This is a genomic window from Streptomyces sp. NPDC058773, from assembly GCF_042746015.1.
Lineage (GTDB): Bacteria > Actinomycetota > Actinomycetes > Streptomycetales > Streptomycetaceae > Streptomyces.
In genome coordinates, this window is the sequence record NZ_JBHYPE010000001.1 from 249,766 (window position 1) to 267,036 (window position 17,271).

Annotated in this window: 14 protein-coding genes; 8 read left to right on the forward strand and 6 right to left on the reverse strand. The window is 71.2% G+C overall.

From position 1 onward, the window contains the following. Positions 1–30: 30 nt before the first annotated feature. Both ACFW5B_RS01125 and ACFW5B_RS01130 read left to right on the forward strand, forming a co-directional pair. Positions 31–402, forward strand: a complete 372-nt coding sequence (locus ACFW5B_RS01125) for a cupin domain-containing protein (RefSeq protein WP_386431223.1) — start codon at positions 31–33, stop codon at positions 400–402. A gap of 49 nt (positions 403–451) precedes the next feature. Next, a complete protein-coding gene (locus ACFW5B_RS01130; protein ID WP_386431226.1) occupies positions 452–1,027 on the forward strand; it encodes a DinB family protein in 576 nt (191 codons plus the stop codon). A gap of 326 nt (positions 1,028–1,353) precedes the next feature. Here ACFW5B_RS01130 and ACFW5B_RS01135 read toward each other — a convergent pair whose 3' ends face one another. Next, on the reverse strand, positions 1,354–2,130 hold the full coding sequence (locus ACFW5B_RS01135; protein ID WP_386431229.1) for an alpha/beta fold hydrolase: 777 nt from the start codon (positions 2,128–2,130) through the stop codon (positions 1,354–1,356). Between the two features lie 111 nt (positions 2,131–2,241). On the opposite strand from ACFW5B_RS01135, the gene ACFW5B_RS01140 reads away from it, so the two are divergent. Continuing rightward, positions 2,242–3,069: a helix-turn-helix domain-containing protein gene (locus ACFW5B_RS01140; RefSeq protein ID WP_386431232.1), complete on the forward strand. Its 828-nt coding sequence runs from the start codon at positions 2,242–2,244 to the stop codon at positions 3,067–3,069. A 102-nt stretch (positions 3,070–3,171) separates the two neighbouring features. Here ACFW5B_RS01140 and ACFW5B_RS01145 read toward each other — a convergent pair whose 3' ends face one another. Continuing rightward, positions 3,172–4,227, reverse strand: coding sequence for a MerR family transcriptional regulator (locus ACFW5B_RS01145; protein WP_386431235.1), 1,056 nt, complete (start codon positions 4,225–4,227; stop codon positions 3,172–3,174). A 3-nt stretch (positions 4,228–4,230) separates the two neighbouring features. Continuing rightward, on the reverse strand, positions 4,231–4,902 hold the full coding sequence (locus ACFW5B_RS01150; protein ID WP_386431238.1) for a HEAT repeat domain-containing protein: 672 nt from the start codon (positions 4,900–4,902) through the stop codon (positions 4,231–4,233). A gap of 377 nt (positions 4,903–5,279) precedes the next feature. Here ACFW5B_RS01150 and ACFW5B_RS01155 point away from each other — a divergent pair, with 377 nt between their 5' ends. Beyond that, positions 5,280–5,639: a hypothetical protein gene (locus ACFW5B_RS01155; protein WP_386431240.1), complete on the forward strand. Its 360-nt coding sequence runs from the start codon at positions 5,280–5,282 to the stop codon at positions 5,637–5,639. Between the two features lie 16 nt (positions 5,640–5,655). Beyond that, entirely contained in the window at positions 5,656–5,838 is a 183-nt protein-coding gene (locus ACFW5B_RS01160; RefSeq protein ID WP_386431243.1) for a hypothetical protein, read from the forward strand. Positions 5,839–5,937: 99 nt separating this feature from the next. On the opposite strand, the gene ACFW5B_RS01165 is transcribed toward ACFW5B_RS01160, so the two are convergent. After that, positions 5,938–6,813: a two-component system response regulator gene (locus tag ACFW5B_RS01165; RefSeq protein WP_386431246.1), complete on the reverse strand. Its 876-nt coding sequence runs from the start codon at positions 6,811–6,813 to the stop codon at positions 5,938–5,940. Continuing rightward, positions 6,810–11,003: a HAMP domain-containing protein gene (locus tag ACFW5B_RS01170; protein WP_386431249.1), complete on the reverse strand. Its 4,194-nt coding sequence runs from the start codon at positions 11,001–11,003 to the stop codon at positions 6,810–6,812. Before ACFW5B_RS01170 ends, ACFW5B_RS01165 begins: the two co-directional genes overlap by 4 nt. 398 nt (positions 11,004–11,401) lie before the next feature. Here ACFW5B_RS01170 and ACFW5B_RS01175 point away from each other — a divergent pair, with 398 nt between their 5' ends. The 3 genes from ACFW5B_RS01175 to ACFW5B_RS01185 all read left to right on the forward strand — a co-directional run bounded on the left by ACFW5B_RS01175 (position 11,402) and on the right by ACFW5B_RS01185 (position 16,752). Then, on the forward strand, positions 11,402–13,228 hold the full coding sequence (locus ACFW5B_RS01175; protein WP_386431252.1) for a SpoIIE family protein phosphatase: 1,827 nt from the start codon (positions 11,402–11,404) through the stop codon (positions 13,226–13,228). A gap of 216 nt (positions 13,229–13,444) precedes the next feature. Beyond that, positions 13,445–15,094, forward strand: coding sequence for a long-chain fatty acid--CoA ligase (locus ACFW5B_RS01180; RefSeq protein ID WP_386431255.1), 1,650 nt, complete (start codon positions 13,445–13,447; stop codon positions 15,092–15,094). A 425-nt stretch (positions 15,095–15,519) separates the two neighbouring features. Next, positions 15,520–16,752: a Cmx/CmrA family chloramphenicol efflux MFS transporter gene (locus ACFW5B_RS01185; protein WP_386431257.1), complete on the forward strand. Its 1,233-nt coding sequence runs from the start codon at positions 15,520–15,522 to the stop codon at positions 16,750–16,752. Here the strand turns inward: ACFW5B_RS01185 and ACFW5B_RS01190 are convergent, their stop codons facing one another. Then, the gene (locus tag ACFW5B_RS01190) at positions 16,753–17,142 is read right to left on the reverse strand and encodes a DUF2267 domain-containing protein (RefSeq protein WP_386431691.1); all 390 of its coding nucleotides are present in this window, start codon (positions 17,140–17,142) and stop codon (positions 16,753–16,755) included. Between the last annotated feature and the right edge of the window lie 129 nt (positions 17,143–17,271).

Genomic DNA, 17,271 nt, shown 5'->3' on the forward strand with positions numbered 1-17,271 from the left:
GCCGGATACGGGTCACGGCAGTCTCAAGGGATGAACCAGCAGCCCGCTCCCGCGAACCTGATCGACAAGCTCGCGCAGTTCAGCGACCTGTGGTCGCAGAAGAAGATCGCCCAGCTCAACGACTACGAGGTCAAACTCGCCAAGCTGAAGGGCGAGTTCGTCTGGCACCGCCACGACGACACCGACGAACTGTTCCTGGTCCTCAGCGGCCGGCTCACCCTCCAGCTCAGGGACGGCGATGTGGTGGTCGGTCCCGGCGAGCTGTACGTGGTCCCCCGGGGCGTCGAACACTGCCCGCTGGCCGACGAGGAGACCGCCATTCTGCTCCTCGAACCGGCCGGTACGCCCAACACGGGCGATGCGGGCGGACCGCGCACCAAGGCCCCGGAAGCGCTTGCCTGACGGCCCCTTCCCGCGAATTCGGTGGCGGGCGCTGCCGTCGCCCACGACCATGCGACACATGACTACTGACGACCACCCCGCGCGATGGACCGAGGCGACCGTCCACCCCGACATGTGGGTCGATCCCAAGGACGATCCCCGTGACAACGAGGGCCCCGGGCCCGAAGGCGAACTCGCCACGCTCCAGGACTACTTGGCGGACTACCGCACGACCCTGCGGATGAAGTGCGACGGCCTGGACGCGGAGCAGTTGGCCCGGCGCTCGGTTCCGCCGTCGACGATGTCGCTGCTCGGCCTGATTCGCCACCTCGCCGAGGTGGAGCGGGACTGGCGCAACTGGCTCACCGACGCCGACCCGCTGCCCAAGCTGTACGGCGCGCGCGACGCGGACTTCAACGGCGCCGTCGCCGAGCGGGCCGTGGTCGACGCCTCGTACGCCGACCTGGAACGCGAGCAGGCGGCGACCGACGCCGCGCTCGCCGAGCACGCTGACCTGGGCGAGCGCGTGGGCAAGGACGACATCGCGATCCGGGAGCTGTTGGTGCACCGGATCGAGGAGTACGCCCGCCACTGCGGCCACGCGGACCTGCTGCGCGAGTGCGTCGACGGACGGGTGGGCCAGTAGCGAGCCCGCGGCCCGGTTCCAGCTGTTCGGACGCCTCTTCGTCCGCTCCGCGAGGGTGCGCCAGAAGTCACAAGAAGGGGGTCGCTCGCTGGGCCCGTTGGGGGCGTGAGACGGGGAGGCGGCTGGTGCGTGACGGGCGCCGCTCACCGCGTTGCCCCGGACCCCGGGCGGCCGGCTCGGGGAACAGGTCGTCCACGATGCGGTGCCGGCCGCTGTGCGGCCGGCGTACCAGCAGATCTGTCGGGTGCGGTGCAACGCGGCAGGGCCTGTCCCGGCCCCGTGGGCGGGTGATCAGGGGCACAGCCCGTCGTCGGGCCGCGGGGAGGTCAGGCTGCCGGCGCGAATGCGGTGATGGCGTCGGCGAGGTCGGCCGGGGCTTCCAGCGGGATCAGATGACCGGTGTGGGGGACCACCACGAAGTCGGCTTGGGAGAGGTAGGGCACCAGGTTGTCGCGGAGCACGCCGACGGGCTCCACCTGGTCGTGTTCTCCGGCGACGACGAGAGCGGGCACGCTGACCATGCGCGTGTGCTCGGTGATGTCCTGCGCGATGCCGCGCTGCGGCCACTCGGTGCGGGCGGCGTCGGTGACGGTCCGCGAATCGGTCACGATCTGCGCCCTGACCGGAGCGGGCAGCTCGGTCGCGGTGAGGACGTGATCCCGTGCCCCGGCCACGGACTCGGCGGAGTCGTAGGCGTGCGACAGGGCTTCCTGGTACTCGGGAGTGACCTGTGCGGCGGGCTTCGCCGGGCCGGAGCCGACGAGAACGATGCCGCGCAAGCCGGCGGGCCGGGTGGCCGCGACCAGCTGTGCGACCTTGCCCCCCATCGAATGCCCCACCAGGACGTAGTCGGTGACCCCCGCATCCGCGAGCACGGCGAGTGTGTCGTCGGCGAGCTGGCCGAGCGTATAGGGACCGGGCAGAGCGCTCGACCGGCTCCACCCGCGGAAGTCGACCGTGAGCACATCACGGCCCGCCAGGTGGTCGACGACGAGGTCCCAGGTGCGGGCAGAACCACCCCAATAGTGCAGGAACACCAGAGTCGGCCCGGTCCCCGGCCGATGGTCGTAAGCGGGCAGAAGCGTCTGCTGCGTCGTCTTCATGATGGCTCTTCCGGTCGATGCTCCAGGCGATTGCCCTGTGTATTCATGGAAACTTCCGCACCCGGACGGGGCATCGGCGTGACTGGTCGCTCGATGGTGAAAACTGGACACGTGAGCATGATCCGGCAGATGGTCTACGAGCCCGCAGGACGCCGCGCCGCCTCGGTCGAGACGATGACGTTCGGCCGCCTTCGCGAGCTGAACGACGGAGGCACGCAGCGCGCCGACTTCCACGTCCTTGCCCTCATCGACGCCGGACCCGGCTCCGTCACGGTCGATTTCCACCTCCACCCGCTCCAAAAGCGGTCCGCGGTGTGGATTCCCCCCGGCGCGGTGCACCGGTGGGACGACATCGCCGAAGTGGCAGGGCACCTCGTGCTGTTCGTGCCGACCGCGCCGGTCACCCACACCACCCGAGAACGCGTCGCCTCCCCGGACCCGGCCGCGCACTGGAGCATCCCCGACGCCGACTGGCCCTTCGTCGACGCGGCGCGCAGCCATCTCCTCCTCGAAGCATCCGCCCCACCCGGTGACTCCTCGACGGAGCTGCCCGAAATCCTGCTCTCCGCGCTCCTCACCCGGCTGCACCCACCGCACGCGGAAGCACGGCTCACACATCCGGTGTTCCGGTTGTTCCGCGCCGGCGTCGAAGCGCACTTCCGGCAACACCACGACGCCGGCTACTACGCCCGTGCGCTGGGATACGCGCCCCGCACCCTCTCACGAGCGGTGCAGCAGGCCACCGGCCGCACCGCGAAGGCGTACCTCGTCGAACGGATCACCCTGGAAGCCAAACGGCTCCTCGCACACGACCGCCTCACCGCCGCCCGCTGTGCCGACATACTCGGCTTCTCCGACGCATCCAACTTCTCGGTGTTCTTCCACAAGGCCACGGGCAAACGCCCGGGCGCGTGGCAGGCGACGGTGGCCGCCGAGTGAGGAGCGCACCGCGCTCAAGACGGTCCGGGCGGAATTCGACCTGCCGTTGTGGGGCCGATGAGGGGACCGGCCGTGCCGGCCGACAGGTCGACCGCCCGGCGGTCAACCGGCGTCCGGGGTACCGGACTTCGGTACGCCGCGGGCCGGGGCGTCGGCCCGCGCGCCGCGCAGCTGAAGAAGGTACGCCGCGGTCAGCGCCACGGCACGGTCCGCGTCCTGCGACAGCTCCATGAGGGCATGTGAGGCCCTCGTCCCGGGGATGCCCGCCAGTGCCTGGGTCAGCCGCCCGCGGGCCGGTGCCTCGGTGGTGTCGTGGGCGAGGCGGTCGGCGAGCCTGGTCGCGATCTGATCCGCCGTCGCGGTGTCGCTCGCCAGCACGCTCAGTGCGTCGGCCGCATCGGTGTCGTTCCGTCCGCCCACGATCATGTCGAGGAGCGTGGGGATCGCGTCGGCCACGCCACAGGCGCCGAGCGCCAGGGCGGCATACCCGCGGACCACGGCGTCGGGGTGCGCGAGGGCATCCCGCAGGCGCGCGGCGGCCTCGTCACCGGGCAGCTCGGCGAGGGACTGAACGGCGCGTTCCCGCACCGCGGCCGCCGGTGAGCCGAGGGCCTCCGCCAGCAGTGCCGCGCCGCCGTCGCCCGAGCGTGCCAGCGCCCAGCGCAGGGCCCCGGCGACGTTCGGCTCCGTCTCGCGAAGTGCCGCCTCGACCAGGGCCTCCACCGGCACCGGAACCTCGTCGCCCGAGGACAGCGCCGCGCGCTGGCGGGTGCCGGCGCTCTTCGACCCCAGCGCGTGGAGGAGCGCGACGACCTGGAGGACGTCCTCCCAGCCGGCGGGGTCCGCGGCATGGATGCGGCACAGCCGCGTGAGCAGCTCGGTCTCGGTCGCGATGCGGTCGCGCGTCTGACGGATGAGGTCGCCGACGAGTGCCGAAGGTGTGAAGCCGGGCTCGTCGAGCGCGCGTCCGGTCTCGCGCAGCGACAGCCCCAGCGACCGCAGGCTCTCGATATGGAAGATCCGCTGGATGTCCGCACCGGAGTACTCCCGGTATCCGGAGCCGGTACGGCCCGAAGGGCGCACCAGACCGAGCGACTCGTAATGCCGCAGCATGCGGGCACTGACCCCGGAGCGTCGCGCCACCTCACCGATCAACACGTCCTATTGTCCCTCCCGGCCGGACCCGCCGAGGGCCACGGTGCGTTTCGCCTCCTCGATCGCGGACTCGAATCGGGCGTCCGGGTCGCGCAGCAGCCGTTGTGTGGCGAGCGCGTGCGTGCGCCTGCGCGGGTCAGGGGCCGTCGTCGCGGAACGCAGCGCCGGCACGATCACTTCACCCAGCGCGACCAGCGCCCGGCTCAGACTCAGCTGCGTGTCCCGCTCACCGCGTCCGAGCTGCGTCGCCAACACCGCGGCCAACGCGGCCTCTTCGCCTTCCGGCACCAGCACGACCGCGGCCCTCCAGGCGCTCCGGGCCACCTCGTCGTCGGCGTCGGACAGGAGTGCCCGGGTGATCGCCGGCCACGCCTGCGGGTCCCCGATCTTGGACAGCGTGTGCAGCGCCTGGCTCCGTGCCTGCGCGCGCTCGGAGCGGACTTCGCGGAGCAGCGCGGGGAGCGTGACGGACACCGGGTGGCGGGTGAGCGCCCAGGTCAGCATGTCGCGGACGAAGAACTCGGGCTCGGTCGCGCATCGCTCGATGAGCTTGTCGACGAAGCGCGGGTCAGGCGTCGTGCCGACCGCCAGCGCGGACCGCAGCCGCACGGACGAACGGCCGTCCTCCAGCTCCTGGAGCGCTCGTACCGCCTCCGGGCCCTGCCTTGTGATCGTCATCGAGACCACCTCCTGGGCACGCAGTGAAGAGCTTGTCACCGTGTCAAGGTCAAGCAGGGGGATGGCCGGGGGCACCCGCACCCGTTGTTGCGTGGTTTTCCGAGACGGCTCTCTTCGACGCAATAGCGGGTACCGGGCCGCTGGTGCCGAAGGTGAAGCCGCTTTCCCAAGGCGCGAGATATTTGGACATTGAGGATCAGTCAGCCGAAAGGCGAACATGGCTCCCGCGGGGGAGTTTCACAAAATCGTCAAGCTCAAGATCGGCTCAACGGGGTTTCCCCGGGCGCATACCGGCTAGTACGTTCGTGGGTGGCAAAGCGCGCGCGGCATCTGACCAATGCCCGTGCCGAATAGTGAAGTTGAATCGGGGAAATTCAATGAAGAGCCTTGTCTCGGGTGCGATGTCGGCCGTCATGCTGGGCGGTATCGTCCTCGCCGCCGGCGCCGGTGTGGCCCACGCCGAATCGAATCCGCGGCCCGCGGTGCAATCGCAGATGGTGAACCCCATCGAAGAAGCCCGTTCGATGTGCATCATGTCGAAGAGCAAGGACGACTGCGCCTACCTCATGAACCACACCAAGATGCGGAAGATGGTGAAGAACTGCCTCGTCAAGGGGGCGATCGGCGGAGCCGGAGCACTGGTCGTCGGCCGGTACGTCAGCAAGGACGTGGCCTCGGACATCGCGAAGAAGACGGTTGTCGCCGGAGCCACCGGCTGCCTCTCGTCGCTCGCCTAATGGGTAGGAAATCCTGATGGCCAAGATCGCATTCACTCTTCTCTGGGCCGGCGTGCTCATCGCGGCGAGCAGGGCGCTCGATGACGTCACCTGGGCTCAATACCTGACGTTGTTCGTCCTGGCGGGGGTTTACGCCTGCACGGTCGACAAGCTTCCGGGAAGCCGGGACAGGAGCGCCCGTGAAAGGCCGGAGACATAGCGCTCTCGGCGTCACGCTTCAGCGTTTCCGAATGCCGGCGGTGCCCTTTCACCGGGTGCCGCCGGCATTGCCGTGCGAAACGGTGCGTCGGTGTCGGCGTCAGGTCCCCCGGCTCACCAGCAACCGCCCCACCGACGCCTCCAATTCGGCGATGCGGTCGGCGAGGCGCTCTTTGTCGGAGCCCTGGGCGTCGCGCAGGAGGAGTTCCACCTCGGCGAGCTGGCCGGCGATGTCCGCGAGGCGGGACGCGTCGCCGGCGGCGGGGGCCGCGGGCGACGGGGGCGGCTCGGGCGGGGCCGGGGCGCCGGGGCCTTCCGTGGGGAGGGGCGGGTGCGCGGCCTGCGGGCCGGATTCCCGGCGCTGCGGCTCCGGACACTCCTGGGGCGTGATCGACGGGGCGGCCGGGGCCGAGGTCGTCACCGCGGGCGGGGGTGGGGCGGACGGCGCGCCCGGTTCCGTGCCGGTCGCGGCCGTGGTCGCTGCGGCCGGCGGCGCGTGCGGCGGGCCCTCTCCGCGGAGCTGCTCCTCCGAGGTCAGCAGGCGCTTCAACTGCTCGGCCTGGGCGGCAAGTTGGCGGTTCTTGCGGTGCAGGTCCAGGAAGACGTTCACCTTGGTGCGCAGCAGCCAGGGGTCGAAGGGCTTGATGAGGAAGTCGGCGGCGCCGACCGTGTAGCCGCGGTAGGCGTAGTTCGGGTCGACCGAGGCGCCGGTGAGCAGGATGATCGGGACGTCCTTGGTCTGGTCGAGGCCCTTGATGTTCGCGGCGGTCTCGAAGCCGTTCATGCCCGGCATCAGCACATCGATGAGCACCACCGCGAACTCCTCGCGGAGCATGGCCTTGAGGGCCTCTTCGCCGGATCGCGCCCGGACCACCTTCTGGGTGAGGGAGCCCAGCACGGCCTCCAGCGCGACCAGGTTCTCCTCCATGTCGTCGACGATGAGGATGCTGGACGAGGTGTCGGGTGTGGTCGTCATGTTTCCTGCCCCGCCGTTCCCTGGTCGTTCCGGCCGCCGCTGTCGTCGGTGGCGGCGGCAGTGGTGGCGTCGCGGGTCCCCGGATCGGGGTGCGGCGACGGGTCGCCGATCTCCGGGTCGAGCAGGCGGCAGATCACGGACAGCAGCCGGTCCACGTCCACCGGCTTGGGGATGTAGTCGTTGGCCCCGCTCTCGATCGCCTTCTCGCGGTCGCCGGGCATGGCCTTCGCGGTGAGCGCGATGACCGGCAGGTCCGCGAACCGGGGTGCCTGGCGGATCGCCTTGATCATCTCGTAACCATCCATTTCCGGCATCATGATGTCCATCAGCACCAGCGAGACATCCGGTGTCCGGTCGAGGACCTCCAGGCCCTCGCGGCCGTTCTCGGCGTACTTCACGCTGATCCCGACCCGGCCCAGGACGTGCGTGAGGGCGAAGACATTGCGGATGTCGTCGTCGACGATGAGGATGCGGCGCTGCGCGAGCACCTCACCGGCGCGTCCGCTGAGCCAGTCCTTGAGGCGGGTGGTCTCGGGCCAGGTGACGGCGCCGCCGTCGGGGGAGTGCCCGTCCGTCGGGGCGGCGGGCGTCAGCTCCTGCTCCTGCGGGGCGGGGAAGAGGTCACCGGCCGGCGCGCTCGGCTGCGGTTCGGGCTTGGCGGTGAGCTGTTCGGCCAGGACGGGGCCGGACTGCGCGGTGCTGTCCGCGGGGCGGGTGGCGGCGGTGGGGCTCGGCGCCGGGAAGGGGCCGGTGTAGCGCGCGGGCACGTACAGCGTGAAGGTCGAGCCGACGCCCGGCTCGCTCTCGGCGATGATCCGGCCGCCGAGCAGCGCGGCCATGTCGCGGCTGATGGACAGGCCGAGACCGGTGCCGCCGTATTTGCGGTTGGTGGTGCCGTCGGACTGCTGGAACGCCTCGAAGATGCCGTCGAGTTTCTCCGGCGAGATGCCGATGCCGGTGTCCTTGACGGAGAGGGCGATGACGTCGTCGGCGGTGCGGAGGGACTCCTCCTCGAAGTCCGTGCCCGGTACCCGCTGCACGATGAGTTCCACACCCCCGTTGGAGGTGAACTTCACCGCGTTGGACAGCAGGTTGCGCAGGATCTGCTGGAGGCGCTGTTCGTCGGAGAAGAGCTCCTGGGGGACGTTCTCGCCGACCTTCACCTCGAAGGTGAGTCCGCGGTCGACGGTGAGGGGGCGGAAGGTGGCGCGGACGTAGTCGAGCAGCTTGATCAGCGGCAGCTTCTTGGGGTGCACGTCCATCCGGCCGGCCTCGATCTTCGACAGGTCGAGGATGTCGTTGATGAGCTGGAGCAGGTCGGAGCCCGCGCGGTGGATGGTGACGGCGAACTCCACCTCCTGCGTGGAGAGCCGGCCGTCGGGGTTGTCGGCGAGCAGCCGGGAGAGCACCAGCAGGGAGTTGAGCGGGGTGCGCAGCTCGTGCGACATGTTCGCCAGGAACTCCGACTTGTACTGGGAGGAGGTGGCGAGCAGCGCCGCCTTCTCCTCCAACTCGGCGTTCGTCAGCTGCAGTTCGTCGGAGCGCTGGCGCAGCTCGGCGGTCAGCCGCTGGGACTCCGAAAGCAGGGACTCCGTGCGGGAGTTGGCGATGATGGTGTTGATGGAGACGCCGATGGTGTTCACGAACTGGTCGATGAACGCGAGGTGGACGTCGCTGAAGCGGCTGAAGCTGGCCAGCTCGATGACGCCGAGCACCTGGTCCTCGAAGAGGACCGGCAGGATGACGATGCTGGCCGGGGCCGCGGCGCCGAGTCCGGAGCTGATGGTGATGTAGTCCGGCGGGACGGCTTCGACCACGATGCGCTTCTTCTCCATGGCGGCCTGGGTGATCAGGCCCCAGCCGGGGGTGCCCAGCCGCAGCCGCGGCAGCGAGCGGCGGCCCTCGGGCTGGCCGGTGCCGTAACCGGCGATCAGCTCCAGGCCTTCGCCCGGCTCGGCGCCCGCCTCGGCCAGGAAGAACGCGCCGAACTGCGCGTTCACCAGCGGGGTCAGCTCGCGCAGGATCAGGTCGGCGACCTCGACCAGGTCGCGGTGGCCCTGCATCAGGCTGGCGATACGGGCGAGGTTGGACTCCAGCCAGTCCTTGGCGCGGGTGGTCTCACGGAGGTTGGCGACCATCAGGTTGACGTTGTTCTTCAGGGCGGCGACCTCGCCCTGGGCGTCGACGGTGATCGAGCCGGACATGTCGCCCTGGGTGACCGCGCTGGCCACCTCGGCGATCGCGCGGACCTGGGTGGTCAGGTTCAGCGCCAGCTCGTTGACGCTGGTGGTCAGCCGCTTCCAGGTGCCGTAGACGCCCTCGACCCGGGCCTGGCCGCCGAGCTGGCCCTCGCTGCCGACCTCGCGGGCCACGCGGGTCACCTCGGACGAGAACGAGGACAGGGTGTCGACCATGGTGTTGATCGTGGTCTTCAGCTCCAGGATCTCGCCGCGGGCGTCCACGTCGATCTTCTTGGACAGGTCGCCCTTGGCGACGGCGGTGGCGACCTGGGCGATGTTGCGGACCTGGGAGGTCAGGTTGTCCGCCATGGAGTTGACGTTGTCGGTGAGGTTCTTCCAGACGCCGGAGACACCGTGGACCTGCGCCCGGCCGCCGAGCCGGCCCTCGGTGCCGACCTCGCGGGCGACGCGGGTGACCTCGTCCGCGAAGGCCCTCAGCTGCTGGACCATCGTGTTGACGGTGTCCTTCAGCTCCAGGACCTCGCCGCGGGCGTCCACGTCGATCTTCTTGGACAGGTCGCCCATGGCCACGGCCGTGGTGACCTGGGCGATGTTGCGGACCTGGGAGGTCAGGTTGAGGGCCATGAAGTTGACGCTCTCGGTGAGGTCTTTCCAGACCCCGGAGACGCCCCTGACCTGGGCCTGGCCGCCCAGGTTGCCTTCGGTGCCGACCTCGCGGGCGACGCGGGTGACTTCGTCGGCGAAGGCGGAGAGCTGGTCGACCATGGTGTTGATCGTCGACTTCAGCTCCAGGATCTCGCCCTTGGCCTCGACGGTGATCGTCTTGCCGAGGTCGCCCTCCGCGACGGCGGTGGCGACCAGGGCGATGTTGCGGACCTGGGAGGTCAGGTTGTCCGCCATGAAGTTGACGCTCTCGGTGAGGTCTTTCCAGACCCCGGAGACGCCCCTGACCTGCGCCCGGCCGCCGAGCCGGCCTTCGGTGCCGACCTCGCGGGCGACGCGGGTGACCTCGTCGGCGAAGGCGGAGAGCTGGTCGACCATGGTGTTGATCGTCGACTTCAGCTCCAGGATCTCGCCCCGGGCGTCCACGGTGATCTTCTGGCTCAGGTCGCCGTTGGCCACCGCCGTGGTGACCTGGGCGATGTTGCGGACCTGCCAGGTCAGGTTGGACGCCATGAAGTTCACGTTGTCGGTGAGGTCTTTCCAGACCCCGGAGACGCCCCTGACCTGCGCCCGGCCGCCCAGCTGCCCTTCGGTGCCGACCTCGCGGGCGACGCGGGTGACCTCGTCGGCGAACGCCCGCAGTTGGTCCACCATCTTGTTCACGGTGAGCTTCAGCTCCAGCAGCTCCCCGGTCGCCTCGACCGTCACCTGCTGGGTCAGGTCGCCGGTGGCCACCGCGGTGGTGACCACGGCGATGTCCCGCACCTGCGCCGTCAGCCGGGACGCCATGGTGTTGACCGCCTCGGTCACATGCAGCCAGTCGCCGGAGAGCCCCTGCACCTTGGCCCGGCCGCCGAGCCGGCCCTCGGTGCCGACCTCGCGGGCGACCCGGGTGACCTCGCCGGTGAACAGCGACAGCTGGTCGACCATGCGGTTCACGCCGTTGCCCAGGCGGCGCATGTCGCCGCGGAGCTGGCGGTTGCCGTCGTGCAGATCCACCCGCTGGGTCAGATCGCCGTCGGCCACCGCGTCCAGCACCCTCGTCGCCTTGGCGAGCGGCACCACCAGCGCTTCCAGCACGGTGTTGGCCGCCTCGATGTTCGTCGTCCAGGTCCCCTGCCCGGGGCTCGCGGAGATCCGCTCGTCCAGCCGGCCCTGCCGGATGATCTCCCCGCGGACGCGTTGCAGCTCGGAGGCGAGATGGGCGTTGCGGGCGATGATCTGGTTGAAGACACCGGCCATGTCGGCCAGCACCCCGTCCGTGGCGCCGCTGTCCGGCGCGCCCTCCACGCGGGTGGTGAAGTCCCCGTCGCGTACCGCGTTCATCGCCGCGAGCAGGGGCCGCAGCTCACTGGTGCGTACCCACTGACCGTCGTGCGGCGATGCGGCAGGGGGGACGTACGCCGTGGGCCCGGACCGCCGGTCGGGCGGCGCGGACGGTTCCGACGGCGGGGCGGTCGGTTCGGACGACGTGGCGGTCGGTTCGGTGGAACGCGAGGACTGAGCGGGCTCGGGAGGCTCCGGGGGTGAAGAAGCAGACTCGGGCCGGGCCGGGTCGAGCGCCATGGCACACCATCCCCAGTGATCGATGTGGGGAAATCCAGTCGGGCAGAGTGATCCATTTGGGCAGTTATGACATAGTATAAAGCGCTCGTAATTACTTTTTCCCGGCATATCCAGGGGGCGCAGTGGTACCGCTGTCCTCCCCGCCCACGACGGAAACCGTGTCCCGGAAAGGCCTGCCCGCGAACCAGCTCGCGGCGGCGGGTGCACGGAAGTTTGTGCGCGCGCTGCTCACCGAACGGGCGGCCGCGCCACCCGCCACGGCAGGACCCGGAGCGGCGGCGATCAGCGCGGAACTCATCCACGACGCCGTCCTGCTCACCAGCGAGCTGGTCACCAACGCCGTGATGTACGCCGGGACCGAGATCGATGTGACCTGCCGGCTGGAGCACGAGCAGGCGGCCGCCGACGGGGACGGGGAGCGCCGCCCGGCCAAGCTGGGGCTGGTGATGGAGGTGTCCGACCGCCATCCCGCCCGGCGGGTGCGCGGCGGGGTGGACGCCCGCTCCGGGGAGCCGGGCTACGGGCTCCAGCTGGTGAGCGCGCTGGCGGAGTCGTGGGGCGTGACCTACCGCAAGTCGGTCAAGACCGTGTGGTTCCGGCTGGAGTCCACCGAGGGCCGGCCCGGGACGGTCGGCGTCGTGACCCGCCCCGCTTCCCCGGTCGCCGAGCCCGCGCCGCGGCCGGCGGACCGGCCCGTCACCCGGCGCCCCCGCAGGCACGGGTACGCCGCCGAGTGGGCGGACCGCGGCGGCCCGTCCTTCCTGGCCGAGACCAGCGAACTGCTGGCCGGGCAGCTCGACCAGGACATGGTCACCGCGCTCGCCGCCCAGCTGCTGGTGCCCCGGCTCGCCGACTGGTGCGCGATCTGGCTGACCAGCGAGGGCGGCGGGATGGAGCTGTCCCGGGTCTGGCACGTCGACGAGCGGCGGATCGCACCGCTCCGCGCCGACCTGGAACTGGACCCGCCGGCCGACGTCATCCGCACCGCCGGCACTCCCTGGCCCTGGCCGGAATGCGCGGGCGCGGGCTCCTCGGGCGGGTCCGCGCTGGCCTTCCCCCTGGTCGCCCGGGACACCGACCAGGGCATGCTGCTGCTCGGCCGGGCCGGCCACCTCCAGATGACCGACACCGTGGTGCGGATGGTCGAGGACGTGGCCCGCCGCGTCGCCCAGGCGGTGCACACCGCCCGGCAGTACACCCGGCAGACCACCATCAGCATGGCGCTCCAGCGGCGCCAGCTGCCCGCGACGCTCGCCAGCATCCCCGGCGTCGACACCGCGATCGTCTACGAGCCGCACGGCGAGGGCCAGACCGTCGGCGGGGACTTCTACGACGTCTTCCCCATGGGCGACCGCCGCTGGTGTTTCCTCCTGGGGGACGTCCAGGGCAAGGACCCGGAGGCGATGTCCGTCACCGGCCTGGCCCGCCACCTGGTGCGGCTGCTGGCCCGTGAGGGGCACGGCGTCGAGTCGGTGCTCGGGCGGCTGAATCTGGCCATGGCGGAGGAGAGCGCGGAGGCGGTGGAGCTGGGCGGCGAACAGGCCACCTCCCGCTTCCTGAGCCTGCTCTACGGCGAGCTGGAGGTCGACCCGGGCACACCGGGGGCCCGCTGCACGGTTGCCACCGCAGGCCATCCGCCACCGCTGCACATGTTCGTGGACGGCACCGTCGAGGCGGCCTCCGAACCCCAGATGCTGCTCGGCATCGACGAGGGCACCGAATTCCAGGCCAGCTCCTTCGCCCTCGCCCCGGGCGAGACGCTGCTGTGCGTGACCGACGGGGTCACCGAACGCCGTTGCGGCAACTGGCAGCTGGACGACAACGACGGCCTGATCGAGGTCGTGCGGGACGGTAGGGGACTGGGCGCCAAGGCCCTCGCCGAACACGTACGCCGCGCCGCGCACGACTTCGGCACCGGCCCGGTCGAGGACGACCTGTCGGTGCTGGTCCTCCAGGCGGTGACGCCGGCGGCGGACCGGCGGTGACCGGGCGGGCGCGCGGCCGTGACCGGGCGGGCGCGCGGCCGTGACCGGGCGGGTGCGCCGCCGCGCGGGACCCGCCGCCGCGGAGCCGTGCCGCGCCGCCCCTGGCCATATCCCGCCCGAGCGGGCAAGAACACACTCCCGGGGGCGTGACATACCGCGCGGTATGCGTCGAGAATCGCAGCACCATTACCCGCCCGTACAAAGCGGAGGCACCCGGTGCTCAGCACGATGCAGGACGTACCGCTCACCGTCTCGCGAATCCTGACCCACGGGTCCACGGTTCACGGTGGTTCGCAGGTCATCACCTGGACCGAGGGGGACCCGCACCGGCGCACCTTCGCCGAGATCGGCAGCCGGGCCGCGCAACTGGCCCACGCGCTGCGCGACGAGCTGTCCGTGGCCGGCGACGACCGGGTCGGCACCCTCATGTGGAACAACGCGGAACACATGGAGGCCTATCTCGCGATCCCCTCCATGGGCGCGGTGCTGCACACCCTCAATCTGCGGCTGCCCGCCGAACAGCTGGTGTGGATCATCAACCACGCCGAGGACCGCGTCGTGCTCGTCAACGGCACCCTGCTGCCGCTGCTCGCCCCGCTCCTCCCGCAGCTGCCGGAACTCCGCCACATCGTCGTCGTGGGCCCCGGCGACCGCTCGGTCCTCGACGGCGCGCAGGCCCGGGTGCACGACTACGAGGAACTGCTCGCCGGCCGCCCGGAGACGTACGCCTGGCCCGAGATCGACGAGCGGGAGGCCGCGGCGCTCTGCTACACCTCCGGGACCACCGGCGACCCCAAGGGCGTCCTCTACAGCCACCGTTCGCTCTACCTGCACTCGATGCAGGTCAACACCGCCGAGGCGTTCGCGCTCAGCTCCCGCGACATCACCCTGCCGGTGGTGCCCATGTTCCACGTCAACGCCTGGGGCCTGCCGCACGCCGCGTTCATGGCCGGCGCCTCGCTGCTGATGCCGGACCGCTTCCTCCAGCCCGCGCCGCTCGCCGAGATGATCGAGACCGTACGGCCCACCATCGGCGCCGCCGTCCCCACCATCTGGCAGGGCCTGCTCGCCGAACTCGACGCCAAGCAGCGGGATGTGGCCAGTCTGCGGACGGTCGTCATCGGCGGCTCCGCCTGCCCGCCCGCCCTGATGCGCGGCTTCGAGGAGCGGCACGGCATCCGCGTCGTCCACGCCTGGGGCATGACCGAGACCTCCCCGCTCGGCAGCGTCTCCCACCCGCCGGCCGGCGTCAGCGGCGACGAGGAGTGGGCCTACCGCGCCACCCAGGGCCGGTTCCCCGCCTCCGTCGAGGCCCGGCTGATCGGCCCCGACGGCGAACAGCTGCCCTGCGACGGCCGGGCCGCCGGCGAGCTGGAGATCCGCGGCCCGTGGATCGCCGGCGCCTACTACGGCGGCGCCCAGGGCGAACCGCTGTGCCCCGACGACAAGTTCAGCCCCGACGGCTGGCTGCGCACCGGCGACGTCGGCACCATCACCCCGAACGGCTACCTCACCCTGACCGACCGCGCCAAGGACGTCATCAAGTCCGGCGGCGAATGGATCTCCTCGGTCGAGCTGGAGAACCACCTGATGGCGCACCCGCACGTCCTGGAGGCCGCGGTGGTCGCCGTCCCCGACGACAAGTGGGGTGAACGACCGCTGGCCACCGTCGTCCTCAACGAGGGCGCGACCATCGGCTACGAGGAGCTCAAGGCGTTCCTCGGCGAGCGCATCGCACGCTGGCAACTGCCCGAGCGCTGGGCGGTGATCCCGGCGGTACCGAAGACGAGCGTGGGCAAGTTCGACAAGAAGGTGCTGCGCAAGCAGTACGCGGAGGGCGCGCTGGATGTGACGCTGCTGGCGTAGGTGTAGGCGTAGGCGGGGGTGGGGGCGTCCTGCGGGGGGGGGGGGGCGGGCGCCCGCCGGCGGCCCACCCGCCGGCCCCCGCGGCGAAATCGCGTGGACGGGCCGGGCGGGCTCGATTACTCTGCCCGCATGTCCAGCCCCGAGGCGTCAAGACGCTAGCCACCGGTCGTCCGGTGGCTCCTCGCGCTGTCTCGCGGTCGTGCCGTCTCCTCGTCGCGCACCACCCGGCACGTTCCCCTGCCACCGGATCACCGTCATACGGGTTGTTTCTCGCCTGACACCGCGTCATGTCCAGGACGCGGCAGGCCTTTCGCGCGATGGCCACGCGTGCCCGGCCGGACGGTCGCTCTCCGCACCTCCTCACGGGTACCGCTGCGCCACTCGCCGCGCCCTGTTGATCCACCGTGTGGTTGTGGAGTGTTGCTGTGCCCTTCGTTCTCTATCTGCTCGGCCTTGCGGTCTTCGCCCAAGGCACCTCCGAGTTCATGCTGTCCGGCCTCGTTCCGGACATCGCCCGTGATCTGGAGATCTCGGTCTCCGCCGCCGGAGCGCTGACCTCGGCCTTCGCCGTGGGGATGGTGGTCGGCGCGCCACTGCTGACGCTGCTGAGCCTGCGCTGGTCCCGGCGTCGCGCGCTGCTGACCTTCCTGGTCACGTTCCTGCTCGTCCATGTCCTTGGTGCGGTCACCACCGGCTATGGGGTCCTGCTGGCCACCCGGATCGTCGCGGCGCTGGCCAACGCCGGGTTCCTGGCGGTGGCGCTGGCGACCGCGGCCTCCATGGTCGCTCCCGACGCCAAGGGCCGCGCCACCTCCGTGCTGCTCGGCGGCACCACCCTGGCGTGTGTCGCGGGCGTGCCCGCCGGTGCGCTGCTCGGTGAGCTGTGGGGCTGGCGCTCGGCGTTCTGGGCGGTGGCGCTGCTCTCCGTGCCCGCCCTCGTCGCGATCCTGTGGTCGGTGCCGGCCACCCCCGCCCCGCGGTCCACCGGGGATCGTCCCCGCGCCCGCGTGGAGGTGCGTGCCCTGCGCAGCCCCCGGCTGGTGCTGCTCCTGCTCCTCGGCGCCCTGGTGAACGGCGCGACCTTCTGCTCGTTCACCTATCTCGCGCCGCTGGCCACCGAGGTCACCGGATTCGGTGCCGGCTGGGTGCCCGTCCTGCTGGCGCTGTTCGGCCTGGGTGCGTGCGTGGGGGTCGGCGCGGCCGGCCGGTCGGCCGATGCCCGGCCCGTCCGTCTGCTGATGGCCGGCGGCCCGGCCCTGCTCGCCGGCTGGATCGTGAGTGCGCTCGCCGCCGGGAGTCCGGTGGCCGTGCCGGTGCTGCTCTTCGTCCAGGGGGCGCTGTCGTTCGCCGTCGGCTCCACCCTCGTCTCGCAGGTCCTCTATACGGCGACCGGGGCACCGACCCTGGGCGGCGGGTTCGCCACGGCGGCGCTCAACGTGGGTGCGGCGCTCGGTCCCTGGTGCGGCGGCACCGCACTCACCGCGGGGCTCGGCTACCGCGCGCCGCTGTGGGTGAGCGCCCTGCTGACGGCGCTCGCCCTCGTCCTCGCGCTGGTCGTCGCGGGCCTGGCCCACCGTACGGTCCGGCGGGGCGAAGTGGAGGGGCCCCGCCTCCCCGCCGACGGAGGGGCCGGCGGGGACGCGGTCCCCACACCGTGATCACACCGAGCGGGGCCTGCCGAACAGGAGGTCGTACCCCGGCGGCAGTTGGAGCAGGACGCGTTGCATGAGGTCTTCGTCGGCGGCGTCCGCGACGACGCTGAGGACGGCGCCGACGTCCCAGGTGGCAGTCTCCTCGGTGGCGCCGTCGATCCAGGCGGCCGTGGCGCGGACGAAGCGCTCGGGGTCCAGTGGCTCGGCGGCCTGGAGCGGGTTGAGCAGGATCAGGGCGAAGGTCTCCGGCAGATCGGCGGCCAGCTCCGCCCGTTCCTCCCCGACCAGATGCGCGCCCAGCAGTGCCAGGACGACGCGGGCCGCTCGTTCCGCTTCCTCTGGTGAGCCGTACTCACCGCGTTCCTGGACCCGTGCCAGGAACGCCTCCCATCGCATGGGTGCCACAGCTGCCTCCCTCTCGTCGGAGCGCGGAGGACGGGAACCGGAGAGGAGTTCGCCGTCCGTCCTCCGCCCGGTGCGGGCGCGGTCCCGTTCCGCCGCGGATCTGCTGCTGCGTAGTCTCCC